The sequence below is a fragment of the Gymnodinialimonas sp. 202GB13-11 genome (assembly GCF_040932485.1).
Taxonomy (GTDB): Bacteria; Pseudomonadota; Alphaproteobacteria; order Rhodobacterales; family Rhodobacteraceae; genus Gymnodinialimonas; species Gymnodinialimonas hymeniacidonis.
In genome coordinates, this window is record NZ_JBFRBH010000001.1 from 1917747 (window position 1) to 1933799 (window position 16053).

Sequence of the window (16053 nt, forward strand, 5' to 3'; positions counted from 1 at the left end):
TATTCCTACCCCGCCGACTGGCCAAAGCCCAGAACGGCTCAGGCCCTAACCGCCGCCTGCCGATCCAGCGCCAGCAGCACCAGGGCCAGGCAAACGACCGCTCCCGCCCCCAGCGCCAGGATCGTCCAGCCCAACCCCGCCACAACCGCCCCCGCCGCGAACGACGCAAGCGTCGAAGCCAGCGCGATACAGGTGTCGTTGATGCCCTGCACCGCCGCCTTTTCCTCGTCGGCTAACGCATCGGCCAAAAGCGCCGTCGCCCCGATGAAGCCGAAATTCCACCCCACGCCCAGCACCATCAACGCGCCGTAGAAATGCACGGCCTCGATCCCGCTTGCGGCAAACCCCGCCGCTGCCACGATGATCACAAGGCCACTCACCGCGATCCGCTGCGCCCCGAAGCGCTGGATCAGGAAGCCAGTGAAGAAACTCGGTGCGAACATCGCCACGATATGCCAGCGGATCACGTCACTCGCCGTGACATCGCTGAACCCGCAGGCGATCATCGCAATCGGTGTCGGCACCATCAAAAACGCCATGATCCCCTGCGACACAGCGCCAATCCCCACTGCGCGCCGCACCGGCCCACGCTGCAACGCGGCCAGCGCCGAAAACCGCCCCGCCGTCACCGGCGCGCGCTCCGGCAAGGGGATATTGACCGCCAGAAGCGGCACCAAACCCACCAGCGCCACCAGCCCGATCACGCCATACGCCCCCGCAAACGGCACCGGGGCCAGGGCATCGCGCGCCACGATGAACAATTGCGGCCCCACCAGCGCCGCCACCAGAAGTGAGGTCAGCATCAGAGAGATCGCCACCGGACGCAGCGGGGCGGCCACAACCTCTCCGGCGGCAAAGCGGAAGTATTGGAAGGCCGACCACCCCGCCCCCATCAGGAAATGCGCCGCACACAGCAGCGCGAAATTGTCGATATAAAGCGCCAGCACCGCGGCCACGGCTCCGACCAGCGTCAGCACACCGCCCAGCGCAAACCCCGCGCGCCGCCCGATCCGTCCCATCAGGATCGAGATCGGCGCCGCCGCCAACAGCCCGGCCAAAGTCTGGACCGAAGCCGGAAGCGTCGCCAGAACCGGCAACGGAGCCAACATCAACCCCGCCAACGCGCCGAGGATCATCTGGATCGGGAAGGCGGACCCGAGGATCGTATTGGCCGCAATCAGCCCCGCGAAGTTGCGGTTTTTCAGGATGGAAAGAACGGACACATGGCCCCCGTGACGCATCGGCCACTCAGATCATAGCTTGCGCGCGCCCCGCGTCACGGCCGTTTGTGTCAATCGCTGTCCGGTGGCGTGGCGTCTGCGGCCAGCGCGCGCGCCCAACTCAGAGCCAGGCCAACTGCACCAGACAGTGCGACCGACACCAGCATCGCCGGTCCGACCACGTTCAACCATGTGTAGTAATGCCCGCCCCGTGCCTCCGCGAAACTGGCGATGGCCGTCGGTGGCAACACGACAGACACGGCTGCGAAGATCACCATGACAGACGTCACGATCGCCAGAACGCTCCACCAAGGCCCCGATGCCAAGCGCAGTGGCGTTTCAGACACTACGACCGGCACACGCAGGTAACTCAATCCCGGCAACACCAGCGCCAGCACCACCATCAGGCCGACAAGCACCGGCGCAGCGCCCCCTCCCGGCGCACGGTTCACCCCGTTCAGCACAACCAGCCAGAGTGTGAACATGCCCCCAAGGATCACGAACGCGCCGAAAAGGCTCCGCGTCCACTGGGACGCGCGCGGCAAGGGCCGCGCCGTCGCCAATAGCGTCACAACCAGTGCCAGAAGACTTGGCGCGACCATCCACCCGATCACCGCCAACGCCAGCTCCGGCACCGAGCGTGCGTAGAAGAACTGATCCGTCACGTCGAAGGGCAGTCGCACCATCGCCACAAGGACGAGGACCGACAGGATCAGCCAAATCCCAAACGCAATCGCGTAGCGCATCCTCTGCCCTTTCTCCGAACCGTCACCCGTATCCAGCAGCCGCCACCGATCCGCAATCGCCTTATCGCCTTGACCACCCCCGCGCGCTCCCCTTCTCTGCAAGCATGGGTATCACCGGCCTCAATCACATCACCCTCGCCGTCTCCGACCTCGCCCGGTCGGTGGCCTTCTACACCGACGTCCTCGGCGCGGTTCAACGCACCGCCAGCGCCCGTTCCGCCTATCTTGAGCTCGGCCCGATCTGGCTTTGCCTCGAGGCAACCGACGCGCTCACCCCGCGCGCCGACGACACACATATCGCCTTTTCCTGTGCGCCCGCCGAGTTCGCGCGACTCACCGAACACATCTCAGCGCACGCTCCGCTCTGGAAGGAAAACCGATCTGAGGGCGCTTCGCTCTACTTCCTCGACCCCGATGGCCACAAGCTGGAGCTTCACCTGGGCGACCTCGCTTCGCGGCTAGCCCATTACCGCGACCACCCCGAAAAGGGTGTGCAAGTTCTGCCCTAAGAAACACGGGCGTCAAATCGCTAAAATTTCGTTAGCGAAAATCTCCTTTCTCATACTTTTCAGCACCTTAACCTACGGTTGCAACCTCGCAACCGCACCTCTCCCTTGACCCGCCGCGCCGAAAGCCCCATCCCCGCATCATGGCCTCAGGAACCCTGCATATTGACCTCACCGCCCTCACGGCGAACTACCGCGCGCTGGCTGCGAAATCGGCGCGCGAGACGGCGGCTGTCGTCAAAGCCGACGGCTACGGCCTCGGCAGCGCGCTTGTCGCCCAGACCCTTGCCAAAGCAGGCGCGCGCACCTTCTTCGTCGCCACGGCCGAGGAAGGCGTAACGATCCGCCAAGCCCTTGGCGCAGAGCCCACCGTCAACGTCTTCTCCGGCCATATGGACGGCGACACCGCCCTGATCCGCGACCACGCGCTGACCCCAATGCTCAACAGCCCCGAGCAGATCGCCCGACACCAGAAGGCCCTCCCGAACGCGCCCTTCGGTCTGCAACTCGACACGGGCATGAGCCGCCTCGGCCTGCAACCCGCCGACTGGGCTGAGGCCCGCGCCCACGCGGCAAACGCCACACTACTCATGTCCCACCTCGCCTGCGCCGATGAGCCCGCGCATGCGCAGAACGGCCAGCAACTCGGCACTTTCCGCGCGCTGACTGAGGGCCTCGGCACTCCCAAATCCCTCGCCGCGACCGGCGGCACTCTCATGGGACCTGATTACCATTTCGACATGACCCGCCCCGGCATCGGCCTCTATGGCGGCTTCCCCTTCACCGACGCCACACCCGTCGTCCGCCTCTCCCTGCCGGTGATCCAAATTCGCGATATCGCGCCGGGCACCGCCGTCGGCTATTCCGCCACCTACGTCGCAGACAGCCCCCGCAAGATCGCCACGCTATCCGCTGGATATGCCGACGGTCTTATCCGCGCCATGTCATCCAACGCGACGCTCTGGTATGGCGACACGCCCTGCCCCCTCGTCGGCCGCGTCTCCATGGACCTGCTCACCATCGACGTTACCGATTGCGCGGAGCCGCCAGAGGCGCTCGATATCCTCGGGCCCCATCAATCCGTCGACCAACTGGCCGAGGCCGCGGGCACCATCGGCTACGAAATCCTCACCGCCCTCGGATCGCGCTACGCCCGCAAGGTCACAGCGTGACCCTGCTCGCCCCCTTCGGTGCGCTTGGGCGGACAATCCTCTCCCTGCTGGCGAGCATCGGGCAGGTCACCCTCTTCGCCCTCTCCGCGCTCCGCCACCTCGTCACTCCGCCCCTCTATTTGCGAGAGATCGCGCAACAGTTCCTCACCATCGGCTGGCTGTCGCTCCCCGTGGTCGGCCTTACGGCACTTTTCACCGGCGGCGCCCTCGCACTGCAAATCTACGCCGGCGGCGCCCGCTTCAATGCCGAGGCCGTGGTCCCCCAGATCGTTGCCATCGGCATAACCCGCGAACTTGGCCCTGTCCTGGGTGGCCTCATGGTTGCAGGACGCGTCGCATCCGCCATCGCGGCTGAGATCGCCACGATGAAAGTGACCGAACAGATCGACGCCCTGCGCACACTCTCCACCAACCCGATGAAATACCTCACCGTCCCGCGCCTGATCGCGGCCACGCTCTCCCTGCCGCTTCTCGTGGCGGTGGGCGACAGCATCGGCATCTTCGGCGGCTACCTCGTCTCCACCACGCGCCTGGGGTTCAACGAGGCCGCGTACCTGTCCAACACCACCGGTTTCCTTGAGACATGGGACATCACCTCGGGCCTTCTGAAAGGCGCGGCCTTTGGGTTCATCGTCGCGCTGATGGGCTGCTTCCACGGCATGAATTCCGGCCGCGGCGCGCGCGGCGTGGGCCGCGCCACTACGCAGGCCGTCGTCTCCGCCTCCATCCTCATCCTCGCCGCCAACTACCTGCTGACGGAGGCGTTCTTCTCCGCATGACCGACGCCGCCAAGATCAGCCTCAAAGACCTGACCAAAAGCTTCGGCCAGAAGCATGTCCTAAAGGGCATCACCCTCGATGTGGCCAAAGGCGAAAGCCTCGTGGTTATCGGCGGCTCGGGCACCGGCAAATCGGTGCTTCTGAAATGTATCCTCGGTCTGATCAAACCCGATGCGGGTACCATCATGATCGACGGCAAACCGGCCTCCGACACGGCGCTCGAAAGCTTCGGGATGCTCTTCCAAGGCGCCGCCCTATTCGACTCCATGCCCGTCTGGCAAAACGTCGCCTTCCGCCTTCTGCGCGGCCCCGGCAAGCGCCCCCGCAAGGAGGCGCGTGAGATTGCCATCACCAAGCTGGGGCGCGTGGGCCTACCGTCAGAAACCGCCGACCTCTACCCGTCCGAGCTGTCGGGCGGCATGCAAAAACGCGCAGGGCTCGCCCGCGCCATCGCCGCCGACCCTGAGATCATCTTTTTTGATGAACCCACCACCGGCCTTGACCCGATCATGTCCGGCGTCATCAACGACCTGATCCGCGAAATCGTGTCCGAGATGGGGGCCACGACCATCACCATCACCCATGACATGTCATCTGTGCGCGCCATCGCCAGTACGGTTGCCATGCTCCACGCGGGCCATATCCAGTGGCACGGCCCCGCCACCGACCTCGATACGGCCCAAGACCCACATTTGCGCCAATTCATCTCCGGCTCTGCAACTGGCCCGATTGAGACCTTACGTTAAGCCAATGGATCAATTCGCCAACATCCCGCCCGAAGACATTCCCCTGAACTTCAGCGCCTTCACCTGGGCGATGATCTTCCTCGGCGCCGCCACCATGCGCGTCTTGCCCGCGCTCATGGCGCTCGGGGCGATCCTGAAACTGCGCGCCTTCCCAGAGCTTCGGTCGCTCCACGTTCTGCTACTGATCGAGCTTGCCTTCATCGCAGCGCTTGCCTTGGCCGAGACATTCTCACTCGTCCCCGGCAGCTTCCGCGTCACTGGCATCTGGTCATTCCTCTGGGTCTTCGCCATCGCCTGGGCCGTCGTCACATGGATCCGCTCGGCGATCAAAACCGGCCTGCGCCCCCGCTGGATCGACACCGCGACACTAGTTTGCGCAGCTCTTTTGGTCTTCTCGCTGAGCGCCGCCATCCTACCGGACATGCTCACCCGATGAGCCCAATCGCGCTGATCGAGGCCACGGCGACGGCGCTCTGGGTCTACGCCGCGCTCACCTTCGCCCATTGGGCCCTCCGCGCCGCCCGCCTTGACCGCCGCCAGCACATCGCCGCCGCGACCGACCTGCTCGGTCATTTGGTCCCAGCTATGATCCTTTTGGTTTTAACGGTGTTGGCAGGTGCCCTCATAGGCCTGCCCTCGGTGGTGGCTTTCATCGCCCTGCTCTTTCCCGCCGGTCTTGCGTACGGCGCGCACATGGCGCTCCACGATATGGAGCCACCGCCGAGCCGGCCGCATCTCATCAGCCGACTCTTTATGACCATCGTTCTTGCCGTGCTGATCATCTTCACCCGCCAAGTCCGCTGACCCACCCCTCTTCGTTCTCGAATTATGCTTGGGGGTCTGGGGGGCAACGCCCCCCGGACCTGAGCCAAAGCCGCCCCCGGCGGCGACGCGAGGCGAAAGGCGTGCGGGCAACGCCCGCTCCTTTTGACAAAAGGGACCAAACCTTCCCCCTTGCGCCAACCGGCCTGACGCCCAAGATCGAAATGGCAACACATTCGAAGGCCCGCCATGCACAAAGCCCTCATCGCAGCAAATCTTTGCCTGCTGGTGCTGTTCCCAGTGTCGTGGTTCGCGCCACTCATGCGCGCAGGCCTGCTGCCCCTCTTCGGCCTGTCGGAAATTTCGATCCTATCCGGCCTCGGATCGCTGGCAGAGGATGGCGAATGGGCGCTTGTTGCTATCGTCGCCCTTTTTGCGCTGGTCTCACCAATGGTCAAAACCATCTGCCTAACACTGATACAATTGTCGAAAGCGCCTGCCCGCCTGCTGCCCGCGCTTGAGATTGCTGGCAAACTGGCCATGGCCGACGTTTTCCTGATCGCCGTCTACATCACGCTGGCCAAAGGGCTTGCCGTGGGGCGGGTGGAAACAGCATGGGGTTTGTGGCTTTTCACGGCCTGTGTTCTCACCTCACTTGCCATCTCGATGCTAACCGCCCGCGCCGCAAAAGCCGCGCGGGGGTAGAGCATTAGAACCGCCCCCTCAAAAACGGAAGGACACGCCCAACGCGCCCTGGACCGTCTCCATGTCTGAGCCGATGCCGCCATAGCTGACACCGACCGAGATATCGGCCATCTCGCTCATACCCAGATCAAGGCCCAGCTCGACCCGGCCGGATTGCCCTTCACGGTCGCTGCCGATCAATACCGGCCCGGCATCCCCATCCAGGCTGAAATTATCCGAGAACAGCCCGAACGAGACAGATCCCATGCCGGAAATCTCGTGGCTGTAGACAGCGCCAATCGAGGTCTCCGAGAAGGTCACTTCGCGTGTGCCAGCACCGGCCAGACCACCGCCAGTGCCGGTGATCTCCTCTCGGCCTGTGAGGTACGCCAGAGTCGGCGTGATGGTGCCGCCAGTGCCAAGTTCAACGTCGTAGCCAAGGGACACACGCAGGACCGTCGCGTCGCTTTCCGCGCTGCCAGCCGTTCCCAGCAAGACCTGATCGTAATCGTACCGTCCAAAGCGCAAGGCTGCATCGGCATGCCAGCCCCCACGTTCGTAGAGCGCCGAAAGGGTCAAGACCTGTCCCGTCGCCTCTGCCGTGTCGTTTGAAAAATCGAGAACGGATTCAACATCGCTCTGCACGAATGCGACCGAGGCACCAAGGGTCAGCTCTGGCGTCATTTCGCCGTCTAGGCCCAGTTCAAGCACTGTTGCTGTGTAGCGGCGCAGACTATCTTCCGATTGCAAGCCCGACAGCTCAACCCACGGCACCAAAACCACGCTGCCCGACCCCTGGCTGGAGAAACTGACCTGCGTGTCATTCATACTGGGCAACAGTCCGCCAAACCCGAGCGTCGGCGCACGCGAGGCGACATCAACCGCCCCCGCTCCACCGCGCTGCGGCTCGCCCCGCAAGAGCGTCGAATTGAGCGCCCCCATCGTGTTGGCAGCATTGCCCAGTTGCACATCCTGCGATGGACCGGATGGAAGAAGCGCACGCTGCAGATTTTGCGCCGCCGCCTGCCCCGCAGGCAGGCACAGTCCCACCACGGCCAAGGCCGCCAGTGTCTTTGTCGATGTCATGATATTCCCCAAGGTATTTTGTGATCGCCCCGATCGCCGACAGAAAACCCTATTGCCCGCCAAGGTGCGAGGTCAGGAAATCCACCATTCTGCCCATTTCCCTTGCCCGCAGACCCGGCTAAGACCCGTTCCCATGGCCAAACCCGTCACCACCTTCACCTGCTCAAACTGCGGCGCGACCCACAAGAAATGGTCCGGTCGCTGCGATGAATGCGGCGAATGGAACACGATCCGTGAGGAAGCGCCGCTTGGTGCAGGCCCCGGAAAGGCCGCGCTTGGCTCGGCCAAGGGCCGCAAGCTCGCCCTGAAAGACTTGCGCACCAAGGAAGCGCCGCCGCCCCGGCAGTCGGCTGGCGTGGCTGAGCTTGACCGCGTCCTCGGCGGCGGGCTTGTCCCGGCCTCCGCAACGCTAGTGGGCGGTGATCCGGGCATCGGCAAATCCACCCTTCTGCTCCAGGCCGCCGCTGCATTTGCGCGCCAAGGGCTGAAAGTCATCTACGTTTCTGGCGAAGAAGCCACCGCGCAGGTCCGTATGCGGGCCGAGCGCCTTGGTCTTTCCGACAGCGCGGTGATGCTCGCGGCTGAAACTAACCTACGCGATATTTTGACCACGCTTGAGGCCGAGCAACCCGACCTCGCCATCATCGACTCGATCCAGACCATGTGGCTCGACACTGTTGATAGCGCACCCGGCTCCGTCAGTCAGGTCCGCGCGTCAGCCCATGAACTCACGACCTTCGCAAAACGCCGCGGCACCGCAGTGATGCTCGTCGGTCACGTCACCAAGGAAGGCCAGATCGCAGGCCCTCGCGTGGTCGAGCATATGGTGGACACCGTCCTCTACTTTGAAGGCGAACGCGGGCACCAATTCCGCATCCTGCGCTCGGTGAAGAACCGGTTCGGCCCGGCGGACGAAATTGGCGTATTCGAGATGACGGGTCGTGGTCTTGCCGAAGTGCCAAACCCCTCTGCCCTGTTCCTGAGCGACCGCGAACAACCCGCCCCCGGATCAGTTGTCTTCGCCGGTATCGAAGGCACGCGGCCCGTTCTGGTTGAGTTTCAGGCTCTCGTCGCGCCGTCCTCGCTTTCCCAACCCCGTCGCGCCGTGGTCGGCTGGGATGGCTCGCGCCTGTCCATGATCCTCGCTGTGCTCGAAGCACGCGCGGGCATCTCGTTCCAAGGCCTCGACGTCTACCTCAACATTGCGGGCGGGATGCGAATATCGGAACCCGCCGCCGATCTCGCCGTCGCCGCCGCTCTTCTTTCCGCCCGCGAAGACAGCGCCCTGCCCCGCGAAACCGTGGTTTTTGGGGAACTTTCGCTGTCAGGCGCGCTCCGTCCGGTGTCTCAGGCCGAAAATCGGTTGAAAGAAGCCGTGAAACTTGGTTTTTCCTCCGCAATCGCACCGGCAGGCTGCCGGATCGCGGATAATGCGGGTGTTGCCGTCCAGTCCATGGCGGACCTCCCCACTTTTGTGGGCGATGTGTTCGGGGCAGGATGAAGCGACTTACGAAGAGGTAGAGGGCAGCTATGGACGGCTTCACCATTTTCGACGGCGTCGTGGGCGGCGTCATCGTGATCTCGGCCATTCTGGCCTATGCGCGCGGCTTCGTGCGGGAGGTCATGTCGATTGCCGGCTGGATCGCAGCGGCCTTCGTGGCGTTCATCTTCGCGCCGAACGCTCTGCCCCTTATCTCGGAAATCCCCTACCTAGGCGATTTCATCGGCGAAAGCCGTGAGTTGGGTATCCTTGCCAGTTTTGCCATCGTCTTCGTTGTGGCCCTTGTGGTCGTGTCACTTTTCACGCCCCTCTTTTCGTCTGTCGTGCAACGATCCGCGATTGGCGGCATTGATGCAGCGCTTGGATTCCTGTTCGGCGTAGCGCGTGGAGTGCTGCTCGTTGTGGTTGCATTGATCGCCTATGACCGCATTGTCGGTGATGAGCCTATCCCGGCCATTTCCGACAGCCGCTCCGCCGCAGTCTTTTCGACGCTTCAAGAAGATATCGAGGCGCAGATCCCAACCGATATGCCAAGCTGGATTCAAGACCGCTACGAGGCGCTGGTGGGTGGCGAGGAAGAAGCTGCTCCCGCCGAGTAACCCTCTCCGCAAGTGCGGTCAGCGCCGCCCCAGCGTCATTGCGAGCCCTGCTAGCAACAACACAGCCGCGCCGCCCAGATACATCCACAGCCCGGCCCGGATGAAGTCGCTCAGCAGTTCATAAGCCTGCTCCGCGTTCTGGAAATCAATCTCGAACGGCAAACCCAGATTGGCCCGGAATTCGTCGGCCCGGCTGTAGAAATGAATGCCGAGAACAACCGGCGAAAGACCAGCCAACAGGCAGAAAAGGCCCGAGCCACGCCCAAGCAACCCTGTCAGCGCCGCAAGGCCAGCGGCCGCAAATCCCCCCAGAAACACCCAAGCCTGCCACGGGCCATCGACGATCATGTCTTGCAGACCATCCCCGATCAGCGCGTTGGGCGAAAGCTCCTGCCCGGCAAAGGGCGGCTCAATCCATGTTACGAAATAACTGCACGCCATAGCCGCCCCGGCCAGGAAAATGAACAATCGCATGGGCCTGTTCCAATCTGCATTTTTCCGCTCAATTGTGCGTCAGACTACCGCAGATTGTGGCGACGGTCCATTGTTCTACCAAATCGGCGGCGATGCGTTTGTGATCCTTTCGTGACACTGCCGCCCCATCCCACTATGCAGGGGCAAGCCCCGGCACCGGAGATTCGCCCGATGGACGAGACAGCTTTTCCCCGCCATCCGTTCGAGCCTGACGATGATGATAAACTGCGCGAAGAATGCGGGGTTTTCGGCGTCATTGGCGTGACGGATGCCGCGAATTTCGTGGCCCTTGGCCTGCACGCCTTGCAGCATCGCGGACAGGAAGCGGGTGGTATCGTCACCTGCGATGCTGACAAGCAGTTCCACTCCGCTCATCGCTTCGGCCTCGTCCGCGACACGTTCACCAGCCAAAAGGTCATGGAAACGCTGCCCGGCTCCCTCGGGATCGGCCATGTTCGCTACTCTACCGCCGGGTCCAAGGGCGCGACGCAGATCCGCGATGTGCAGCCCTTCTTTGGCGAGTTTTCCATGGGTGGCGCGGCGATTGCCCATAACGGCAATATCGTCAACGCGGACGAATTGCGGCGCGAGCTGATTGAACGCGGCTCGATTTTCCAAAGCTCGTCCGACAGTGAATGCATAATTCACCTGATGGCGCGCAGCCTGCAAAAAACGATCCCCGAGCGAATGAAAGACGCGCTGCGCCGCGTGGAAGGTGCGTTCTCGGTCGTCGCCATGACGCGCACCAAGCTGATCGGTTGCCGCGACGCGCTCGGCGTGCGCCCGCTGGTGATCGGTAAGATCGGCGATGGCTATGCGCTTTCGTCCGAGACCTGCGGCCTCGACATCATTGGCGCCGAATACTTGCGGGATGTTGAACCCGGCGAGATGGTGGTGATCACCGATAAAGGGATCGAGAGCTTCCGGCCGTTCGAAAAGCGCCCGTCGCGGTTCTGCATCTTTGAGCATGTTTATTTCAGCCGCCCTGACAGCATCATCGGCGGGCAGTCGGTCTATACCACGCGCCGCCAGATCGGCGTGGAATTGGCCAAGGAGACACCAGTTGAAGCCGACCTCGTCTGCCCCGTGCCTGACAGCGGCACGCCAGCGGCGATTGGATACAGCCAGGAAAGCGGCATTCCCTACGCCATGGGAATTATCCGCAACCAGTATATGGGCCGCACGTTCATCGAGCCGACCGAACAGATCCGCAATATGGGTGTGCGCCTGAAGTTGAACGTCAACCGCGCACTTATTCGCGGCAAGCGTGTGATCCTTGTGGACGACTCGGTGGTGCGCGGGACGACATCGCGCAAGATCAAGGAAATGATCCTGGATGCGGGCGCGGCTGAGGTTCATTTCCGCATCGCTTCTCCGCCGACGGCTTGGCCTTGCTTCTACGGGGTCGACACGCCCCAGCGCGAAAAGCTGCTGGCCGCAACCATGTCCGAGGATGAAATGCGCGATCATCTGGGCGTGGACAGCCTGAAATTCATCTCGCTCGATGGCCTGTACCGCGCTGTGGGCGAAGCAAATGGCCGCGACCCGGCGAAACCCGCCTATTGCGACGCCTGCTTCTCGGGCGCGTATCCGGTGCGGCCGACCGACCAGCTTGCGAAAGGATTCCAGCTTCTGGAGGCCGCGGAATGATCCGCAAACTCTTCCGCCGTGACCGCCCTGCCCCGGAATTGCCCGAGGCGGAGTTGGCGCGAAGGCTGGTGGACCGCGCCTATCGCTGCGCCTGCTGTGACAAGGAATGGCGCGCCGCAGACGGGGCATTCTGGCCCGCCGCACCCTTCGGCTGGAAGAACCCACCCGAACCGAAGGAGGACGAGACGTTCGAGCTGGGTTACATGGAAATGCTCACCGATAGTTATGCGCGCCGGGACGGCAATTTCCTGCTTCGCGCATTCCTGCCCATTCCGGTCAAGGACACCGACAGCGAAGTTTTCTTAGGCGTCTGGTGCAGCCTGTCATCGGGCAACCATGCGCGCTTCCGCTCCGCCCAACAGCGCGGCGATGCGCAGAATATGGGCGATCAGTTTTCGTGGCTCTACACGCAGCTTCCCCCGATCAGCGGCCCGTTGCTGACAAAAGGCGTGCTTGTGCCCTATTCCGAGGGCCGTACACCGCTTTACTGGATCACAGACGAAAAGCACCCGCTTTATCAAGGGCAGCAAGAAGGAATGCGCGCTGGCGAAATCCTTGAGCTATACGAGACCCTTGGATGCGGTGAGGTCGTTCAGCACCTCAAGGCCTGATCAGCCGCTGACGAACCGCAGGATCAGCCGCTCCATCACATCATCGACACGTACCACGACATAGATCGGGGCAATGACGCCGATCAGGTTGGTTTCCATCGGCAATCTGTCCGGGTCATTGCACCGGCGCGAGGCGGCATCGACATGGATCGCGGCCACCGGATAGGCATTTCCTGTCCGCCGCTCCGGATCGAGGTAGTTGTGACCCGGCCCAAGGCCCTCGGTCGCGCAAATCGGGTCGGTCATGAAATGGGCGGCCAAAAGCCCCTCCTCTCGCGCATAGCCGCTTCCGGGGCCAAATAGCCCGGCTTCCGCAGGCAAATCCAGCAGACCAAACAAATCCTCTCGCCCGAAAGTCACGCCGAACACATCCGGCAGCGGGTCCGGCAGCACGAAGGCAAAAGGGGCTGCGTTGAGCGTGGCGATATAGGCCCCGTCCTCAAACGAGAAGGCCACGGGCGCGCCATCTTGTTCCAATCTCAGCCCAAGCCCTGCCGTCCCCCCGCCGGGCCGTGTTTGCGCTTGGGCAGAAGTCGCGAGCAAAAGCGAAAGGCAGAACAAAGCACAGCGCATTGATGGGGCGATCCAAAAGAAAAACGACCGGTCCCATCTTGAGGACCGGTCGCTTTATTTCAACGGCGGGAAACCCGCGTTTGTTCGCTCGATCAGCGGCGCTTCAGCACAGCCCAACCGCCGGCAACAGCCAGCGTTGCCAAAACTGCCTTGATCACGTCACCAGTCAGGAACGGCGCCATCCAGCCGGACCACAGAGCGGACCAATCCGTGCCGAGCATGGCCGCAGGCCAAAGCAGACCGGGGATGTAAAGGACAACAGCCGCGATCAGGGCCAGCGGCAGGGTCTTGGCGATGTTGGACGTCCAGCCACGATCTGCTGCCAGACCTGCGATCCACGCGGTGGCAACGAAGCCGATCAGGAAGCCGCCGGTCGGCCCCATCATGTAGCCGATGCCCGCGCCGCCGTTGGAGAAGACAGGCAGGCCAGCTGCACCTTCGGCAAGGTAGGCGAGAAGCGTGATCGCACCGAGGCGCGAGCCATAGGTCAACCCGATGGTAAGGATCGCGAGGGTTTGCAGCGACAGCGGCACCGGGCCAATCGGCACGCTGAATTGTGCGGCAACGGCGATCAGAAGGGAGCCCGCCAAAACGGCGAAAACCTTGCGCCACAGGCTTTCTTGCCCAAGCGTTGCGGAAAGAAGTGTCGTGTCACGGCCCATTTCAGTGCCTCCTTGTCCCAGTGGATCAGGCATGTCTGCCCCTTGCTCAAAGGTATTCCTCTGCGGCGCGGCGAAGTCAACACAGGTAGCGTTACCCTTGCGCTTGGTCGCACACGCGGGCTATGGGCGCGCTATGACAGATAAGCCGCTTGAAAACCGCATCGCCCTTGTCACTGGCGCCTCCCGGGGGCTTGGTGCCGCCTCTGCCGAATGGCTGGCCGCACAAGGGGCCCATGTTGTCGCCGTCGCCCGCACAATCGGCGGGCTGGAAGAGCTCGACGACCGCATCAAGGCCGCAGGTGGGCAGGCAACGCTTGCGCCGATGGATCTGACCGATGACGGTGCGATTGCACATCTGTGCCGGTCCATCCACGACCGTTGGGGTCGCGCGGACATCTGGGTGAACGCGATGATCCACGTCACGGCGCTGACCCCTGCTCCGCATATCCAGCCCAAGGACCTCGACAAGGTCATTGGTGCCAACATCCGCGCATTCTCGCGGCTGGTCAGCAACGTTGAGCCGCTGATCCTACCGTCAGATGCGCCGCATGCGGTGTTCTTCGATGACCAGTGGGATGAGAAGTTCGCAGGCGGCTATGCCATGTCGAAAGCCGCGCAACGGGCTTTGATCCAGTGCTGGCAGGCCGAGACGGTCAAAGCGCCACTGAACGTGCATCTTTTGCGCCCGAACCCAATGCCCACGGCGACACGCGCCCGCTTCTATCCGGGTGAGGATCGTTCAAAACTGGCTGATCCGAAGGAAGAGGCCGCGCGTCTGCTGGCCCCCGCCCTACTCGGTTAGGCCGCGCTGTTGGGGTCGCTCGCGGCGGCATCCATGGCGTCTGCCATCGCTTCGGCCCGCGCCGTCAGTTCCACAAGACCGTCTGTCAGAGCATCCGGCAATTCTGTGCGCGGCCCGGCTTCTTGCAGTTCCGAAATTCGGCGCGCGCGGTCGGCCAGCCGTTCCTCGGCAGACCGTAACGCCTTGTCCTGATTGGCGATCTTGTCGTTCAAACCACGCAATTCATCCTCGAGCGCTGCCGTTTTGTCCGCCAGCATCAGACCCGCCATCAACAGCATCCGCTCGGGCGGAATACGCCCGATCTGGCCGAGAACCACAGCGGCTTCCGTGTCCAGCATCTTGGCGGCAGAGCGCAGATAACTTTCTTCGCCATCCTGACAGGCCACGCTGAAGGCACGACCACCTATTTCGATTTCAACCTCAGGCATGGGCCCCTCCTGCTCCGGCGGCGGCCTGTCCAGCCTCAACATCCGCGATGATGCGATCCAGTTCTGCCGCATCGGCGGCACGCAACTGGCGCAACGCTTCCAATTCGGTGACAAGGCCCTGCTCGGCCTCGCTGGCATCTGCCCCGCTGTTCACAATGGCAAGCTGAGCGGCCAGATCTTCGGCCCGCGTTTTCATCAGGCGAAGCTGGTGGCGAAGCTCCAGAACACGCTCTTCCGGCGTCTCACCCATCGCTTCACGTAGTTCCTCGGCCATATCGACGGCCCGGTCACAGGCCTTGCGCGCCTCGTCCCGTTCGGCGCGCGCGCGTTCCACACGGCGCGTCATCACAGCCAGCGCCTTTTCCATATCCTCGACGTCGGGATCATCCTCAGAAGGCGGGCTTTCGGGCGTAGCCTCCGCAGTCGGTTCGGATGTCGCGATCAAGGCGGCTTGCGCCTCAGCCAGCGCGGCGTCCTTTTCTTCAAGCTCTGCCGCGCGGGCGGTCAGTTCCGTTTCTTTGTCCGCCAGTTCGGCCTGCGCCGCATCGCGCGCGGCCTCGGCCTCCGCCAGACGCGCCTCAATGTCAGATGAGTCCTCCGGCATCTCGGCGGGCGTTGTGGCCATAGCCATCGCCTCATCCCGCTCCGCTTTCGCGCGGGTCAGGTCTTCGGTGGTCTCGCTGAGGGCATCCTGCGTCTCGGCCAGTTGCGCCTCCAGCATATTGACCCGCTCAGACAATTCGCTTGCGCGGGCCTCAGCCTCTTCGCGAGCGGCATCTGCCGCGCCAGTGTCGAACGGCGTCGCCGCCACGCCGCCGGCCATCGCGGCCTGCCCCGCCGCTATCCGGTCAAGCGCCGTTGCAAGACGCGCTTCCAATTCCGTGAGTTTTTCGAACTCGGCACTATCGCCCATGGCTGCCTTTGCCCCCTCGTCGCCGCGCGCGTCATTGGTCGCGCCGGTCCTGGTATGGTTTGCCCCGATGCATGCCGGGCCTGTCCCGATCTGATGCGCACCGATTGCGTGTCCTGCCTCTGACACATCTACATTTGGG

The 16053-nt window shown here is 63.2% G+C and carries 20 protein-coding genes; 12 read left to right on the forward strand and 8 right to left on the reverse strand.

The window, feature by feature from the left end; all coding sequences use genetic code 11:
• Nucleotides 1-38: 38 nt before the first annotated feature.
• Together V8J81_RS09595 and V8J81_RS09600 are read right to left on the reverse strand one after the other, a co-directional pair.
• Nucleotides 39-1223: an MFS transporter gene (locus V8J81_RS09595; protein WP_368475527.1), complete on the reverse strand. Its 1185-nt coding sequence runs from the start codon at nt 1221-1223 to the stop codon at nt 39-41.
• Nucleotides 1224-1291: 68 nt separating this feature from the next.
• Nucleotides 1292-1966 (reverse strand): hypothetical protein, encoded by a 675-nt coding sequence (locus V8J81_RS09600; RefSeq protein WP_368475528.1) that lies wholly within the window; start codon nt 1964-1966, stop codon nt 1292-1294.
• A 104-nt stretch (nt 1967-2070) separates the two neighbouring features.
• On the opposite strand from V8J81_RS09600, the gene V8J81_RS09605 reads away from it, so the two are divergent.
• The 7 genes from V8J81_RS09605 to V8J81_RS09635 all read left to right on the forward strand — a co-directional run bounded on the left by V8J81_RS09605 (nt 2071) and on the right by V8J81_RS09635 (nt 6636).
• On the forward strand, nt 2071-2475 hold the full coding sequence (locus V8J81_RS09605) for a VOC family protein (protein WP_368475529.1): 405 nt from the start codon (nt 2071-2073) through the stop codon (nt 2473-2475).
• A 140-nt stretch (nt 2476-2615) separates the two neighbouring features.
• The gene (gene alr, locus V8J81_RS09610) at nt 2616-3644 is read left to right on the forward strand and encodes an alanine racemase (protein ID WP_368475530.1); all 1029 of its coding nucleotides are present in this window, start codon (nt 2616-2618) and stop codon (nt 3642-3644) included.
• Nucleotides 3641-4423: an MlaE family ABC transporter permease gene (locus tag V8J81_RS09615; RefSeq protein ID WP_368475531.1), complete on the forward strand. Its 783-nt coding sequence runs from the start codon at nt 3641-3643 to the stop codon at nt 4421-4423. The genes alr and V8J81_RS09615 overlap by 4 nt, the downstream gene beginning before the upstream one ends.
• Nucleotides 4420-5169, forward strand: coding sequence for an ABC transporter ATP-binding protein (locus V8J81_RS09620; protein WP_368475532.1), 750 nt, complete (start codon nt 4420-4422; stop codon nt 5167-5169). The genes V8J81_RS09615 and V8J81_RS09620 overlap by 4 nt, the downstream gene beginning before the upstream one ends.
• A 4-nt stretch (nt 5170-5173) precedes the next feature.
• Nucleotides 5174-5605 (forward strand): hypothetical protein, encoded by a 432-nt coding sequence (locus V8J81_RS09625; RefSeq protein WP_368475533.1) that lies wholly within the window; start codon nt 5174-5176, stop codon nt 5603-5605.
• Nucleotides 5602-5973, forward strand: a complete 372-nt coding sequence (locus V8J81_RS09630) for a hypothetical protein (protein ID WP_368475534.1) — start codon at nt 5602-5604, stop codon at nt 5971-5973. The genes V8J81_RS09625 and V8J81_RS09630 overlap by 4 nt, the downstream gene beginning before the upstream one ends.
• Nucleotides 5974-6180: 207 nt before the next feature.
• The gene (locus V8J81_RS09635; RefSeq protein ID WP_368475535.1) at nt 6181-6636 is read left to right on the forward strand and encodes a paraquat-inducible protein A; all 456 of its coding nucleotides are present in this window, start codon (nt 6181-6183) and stop codon (nt 6634-6636) included.
• Nucleotides 6637-6654: 18 nt separating this feature from the next.
• Here V8J81_RS09635 and V8J81_RS09640 read toward each other — a convergent pair whose 3' ends face one another.
• Entirely contained in the window at nt 6655-7701 is a 1047-nt protein-coding gene (locus V8J81_RS09640; RefSeq protein ID WP_368475536.1) for an autotransporter outer membrane beta-barrel domain-containing protein, read from the reverse strand.
• Nucleotides 7702-7834: 133 nt separating this feature from the next.
• Here V8J81_RS09640 and radA point away from each other — a divergent pair, with 133 nt between their 5' ends.
• Together radA and V8J81_RS09650 are read left to right on the forward strand one after the other, a co-directional pair.
• The gene (gene radA, locus V8J81_RS09645) at nt 7835-9202 is read left to right on the forward strand and encodes a DNA repair protein RadA (RefSeq protein WP_368475537.1); all 1368 of its coding nucleotides are present in this window, start codon (nt 7835-7837) and stop codon (nt 9200-9202) included.
• 29 nt (nt 9203-9231) lie between these two features.
• Nucleotides 9232-9801: a CvpA family protein gene (locus V8J81_RS09650; RefSeq protein WP_368475538.1), complete on the forward strand. Its 570-nt coding sequence runs from the start codon at nt 9232-9234 to the stop codon at nt 9799-9801.
• A gap of 18 nt (nt 9802-9819) precedes the next feature.
• On the opposite strand, the gene V8J81_RS09655 is transcribed toward V8J81_RS09650, so the two are convergent.
• Nucleotides 9820-10275 (reverse strand): hypothetical protein, encoded by a 456-nt coding sequence (locus tag V8J81_RS09655; RefSeq protein ID WP_368475539.1) that lies wholly within the window; start codon nt 10273-10275, stop codon nt 9820-9822.
• Nucleotides 10276-10446: 171 nt separating this feature from the next.
• Here V8J81_RS09655 and purF point away from each other — a divergent pair, with 171 nt between their 5' ends.
• Together purF and V8J81_RS09665 are read left to right on the forward strand one after the other, a co-directional pair.
• Nucleotides 10447-11925 carry an amidophosphoribosyltransferase gene (purF, locus tag V8J81_RS09660; RefSeq protein WP_368475540.1) on the forward strand — a complete coding sequence of 493 codons (1479 nt, stop codon included), beginning with the start codon at nt 10447-10449 and terminating at the stop codon, nt 11923-11925.
• Nucleotides 11922-12536, forward strand: coding sequence for a DUF2199 domain-containing protein (locus tag V8J81_RS09665; RefSeq protein ID WP_368475541.1), 615 nt, complete (start codon nt 11922-11924; stop codon nt 12534-12536). Before purF ends, V8J81_RS09665 begins: the two co-directional genes overlap by 4 nt.
• Here V8J81_RS09665 and V8J81_RS09670 read toward each other — a convergent pair whose 3' ends face one another.
• Together V8J81_RS09670 and V8J81_RS09675 are read right to left on the reverse strand one after the other, a co-directional pair.
• Nucleotides 12537-13013: a hypothetical protein gene (locus V8J81_RS09670; protein WP_368475542.1), complete on the reverse strand. Its 477-nt coding sequence runs from the start codon at nt 13011-13013 to the stop codon at nt 12537-12539.
• A gap of 188 nt (nt 13014-13201) precedes the next feature.
• Nucleotides 13202-13804, reverse strand: a complete 603-nt coding sequence (locus V8J81_RS09675) for a biotin transporter BioY (protein WP_368475543.1) — start codon at nt 13802-13804, stop codon at nt 13202-13204.
• 100 nt (nt 13805-13904) lie between these two features.
• Here V8J81_RS09675 and V8J81_RS09680 point away from each other — a divergent pair, with 100 nt between their 5' ends.
• Complete coding sequence (locus tag V8J81_RS09680) at nt 13905-14573, forward strand: SDR family NAD(P)-dependent oxidoreductase (RefSeq protein WP_368475544.1); 669 nt, start codon at nt 13905-13907, stop codon at nt 14571-14573.
• On the opposite strand, the gene V8J81_RS09685 is transcribed toward V8J81_RS09680, so the two are convergent.
• A complete protein-coding gene (locus V8J81_RS09685) occupies nt 14570-15001 on the reverse strand; it encodes a cell division protein ZapA (RefSeq protein ID WP_368475545.1) in 432 nt (143 codons plus the stop codon). The two genes, V8J81_RS09680 and V8J81_RS09685, sit on opposite strands and share 4 nt — an antisense overlap.
• The gene (locus V8J81_RS09690) at nt 14994-16040 is read right to left on the reverse strand and encodes a hypothetical protein (RefSeq protein ID WP_368475546.1); all 1047 of its coding nucleotides are present in this window, start codon (nt 16038-16040) and stop codon (nt 14994-14996) included. Before V8J81_RS09690 ends, V8J81_RS09685 begins: the two co-directional genes overlap by 8 nt.
• Between the last annotated feature and the right edge of the window lie 13 nt (nt 16041-16053).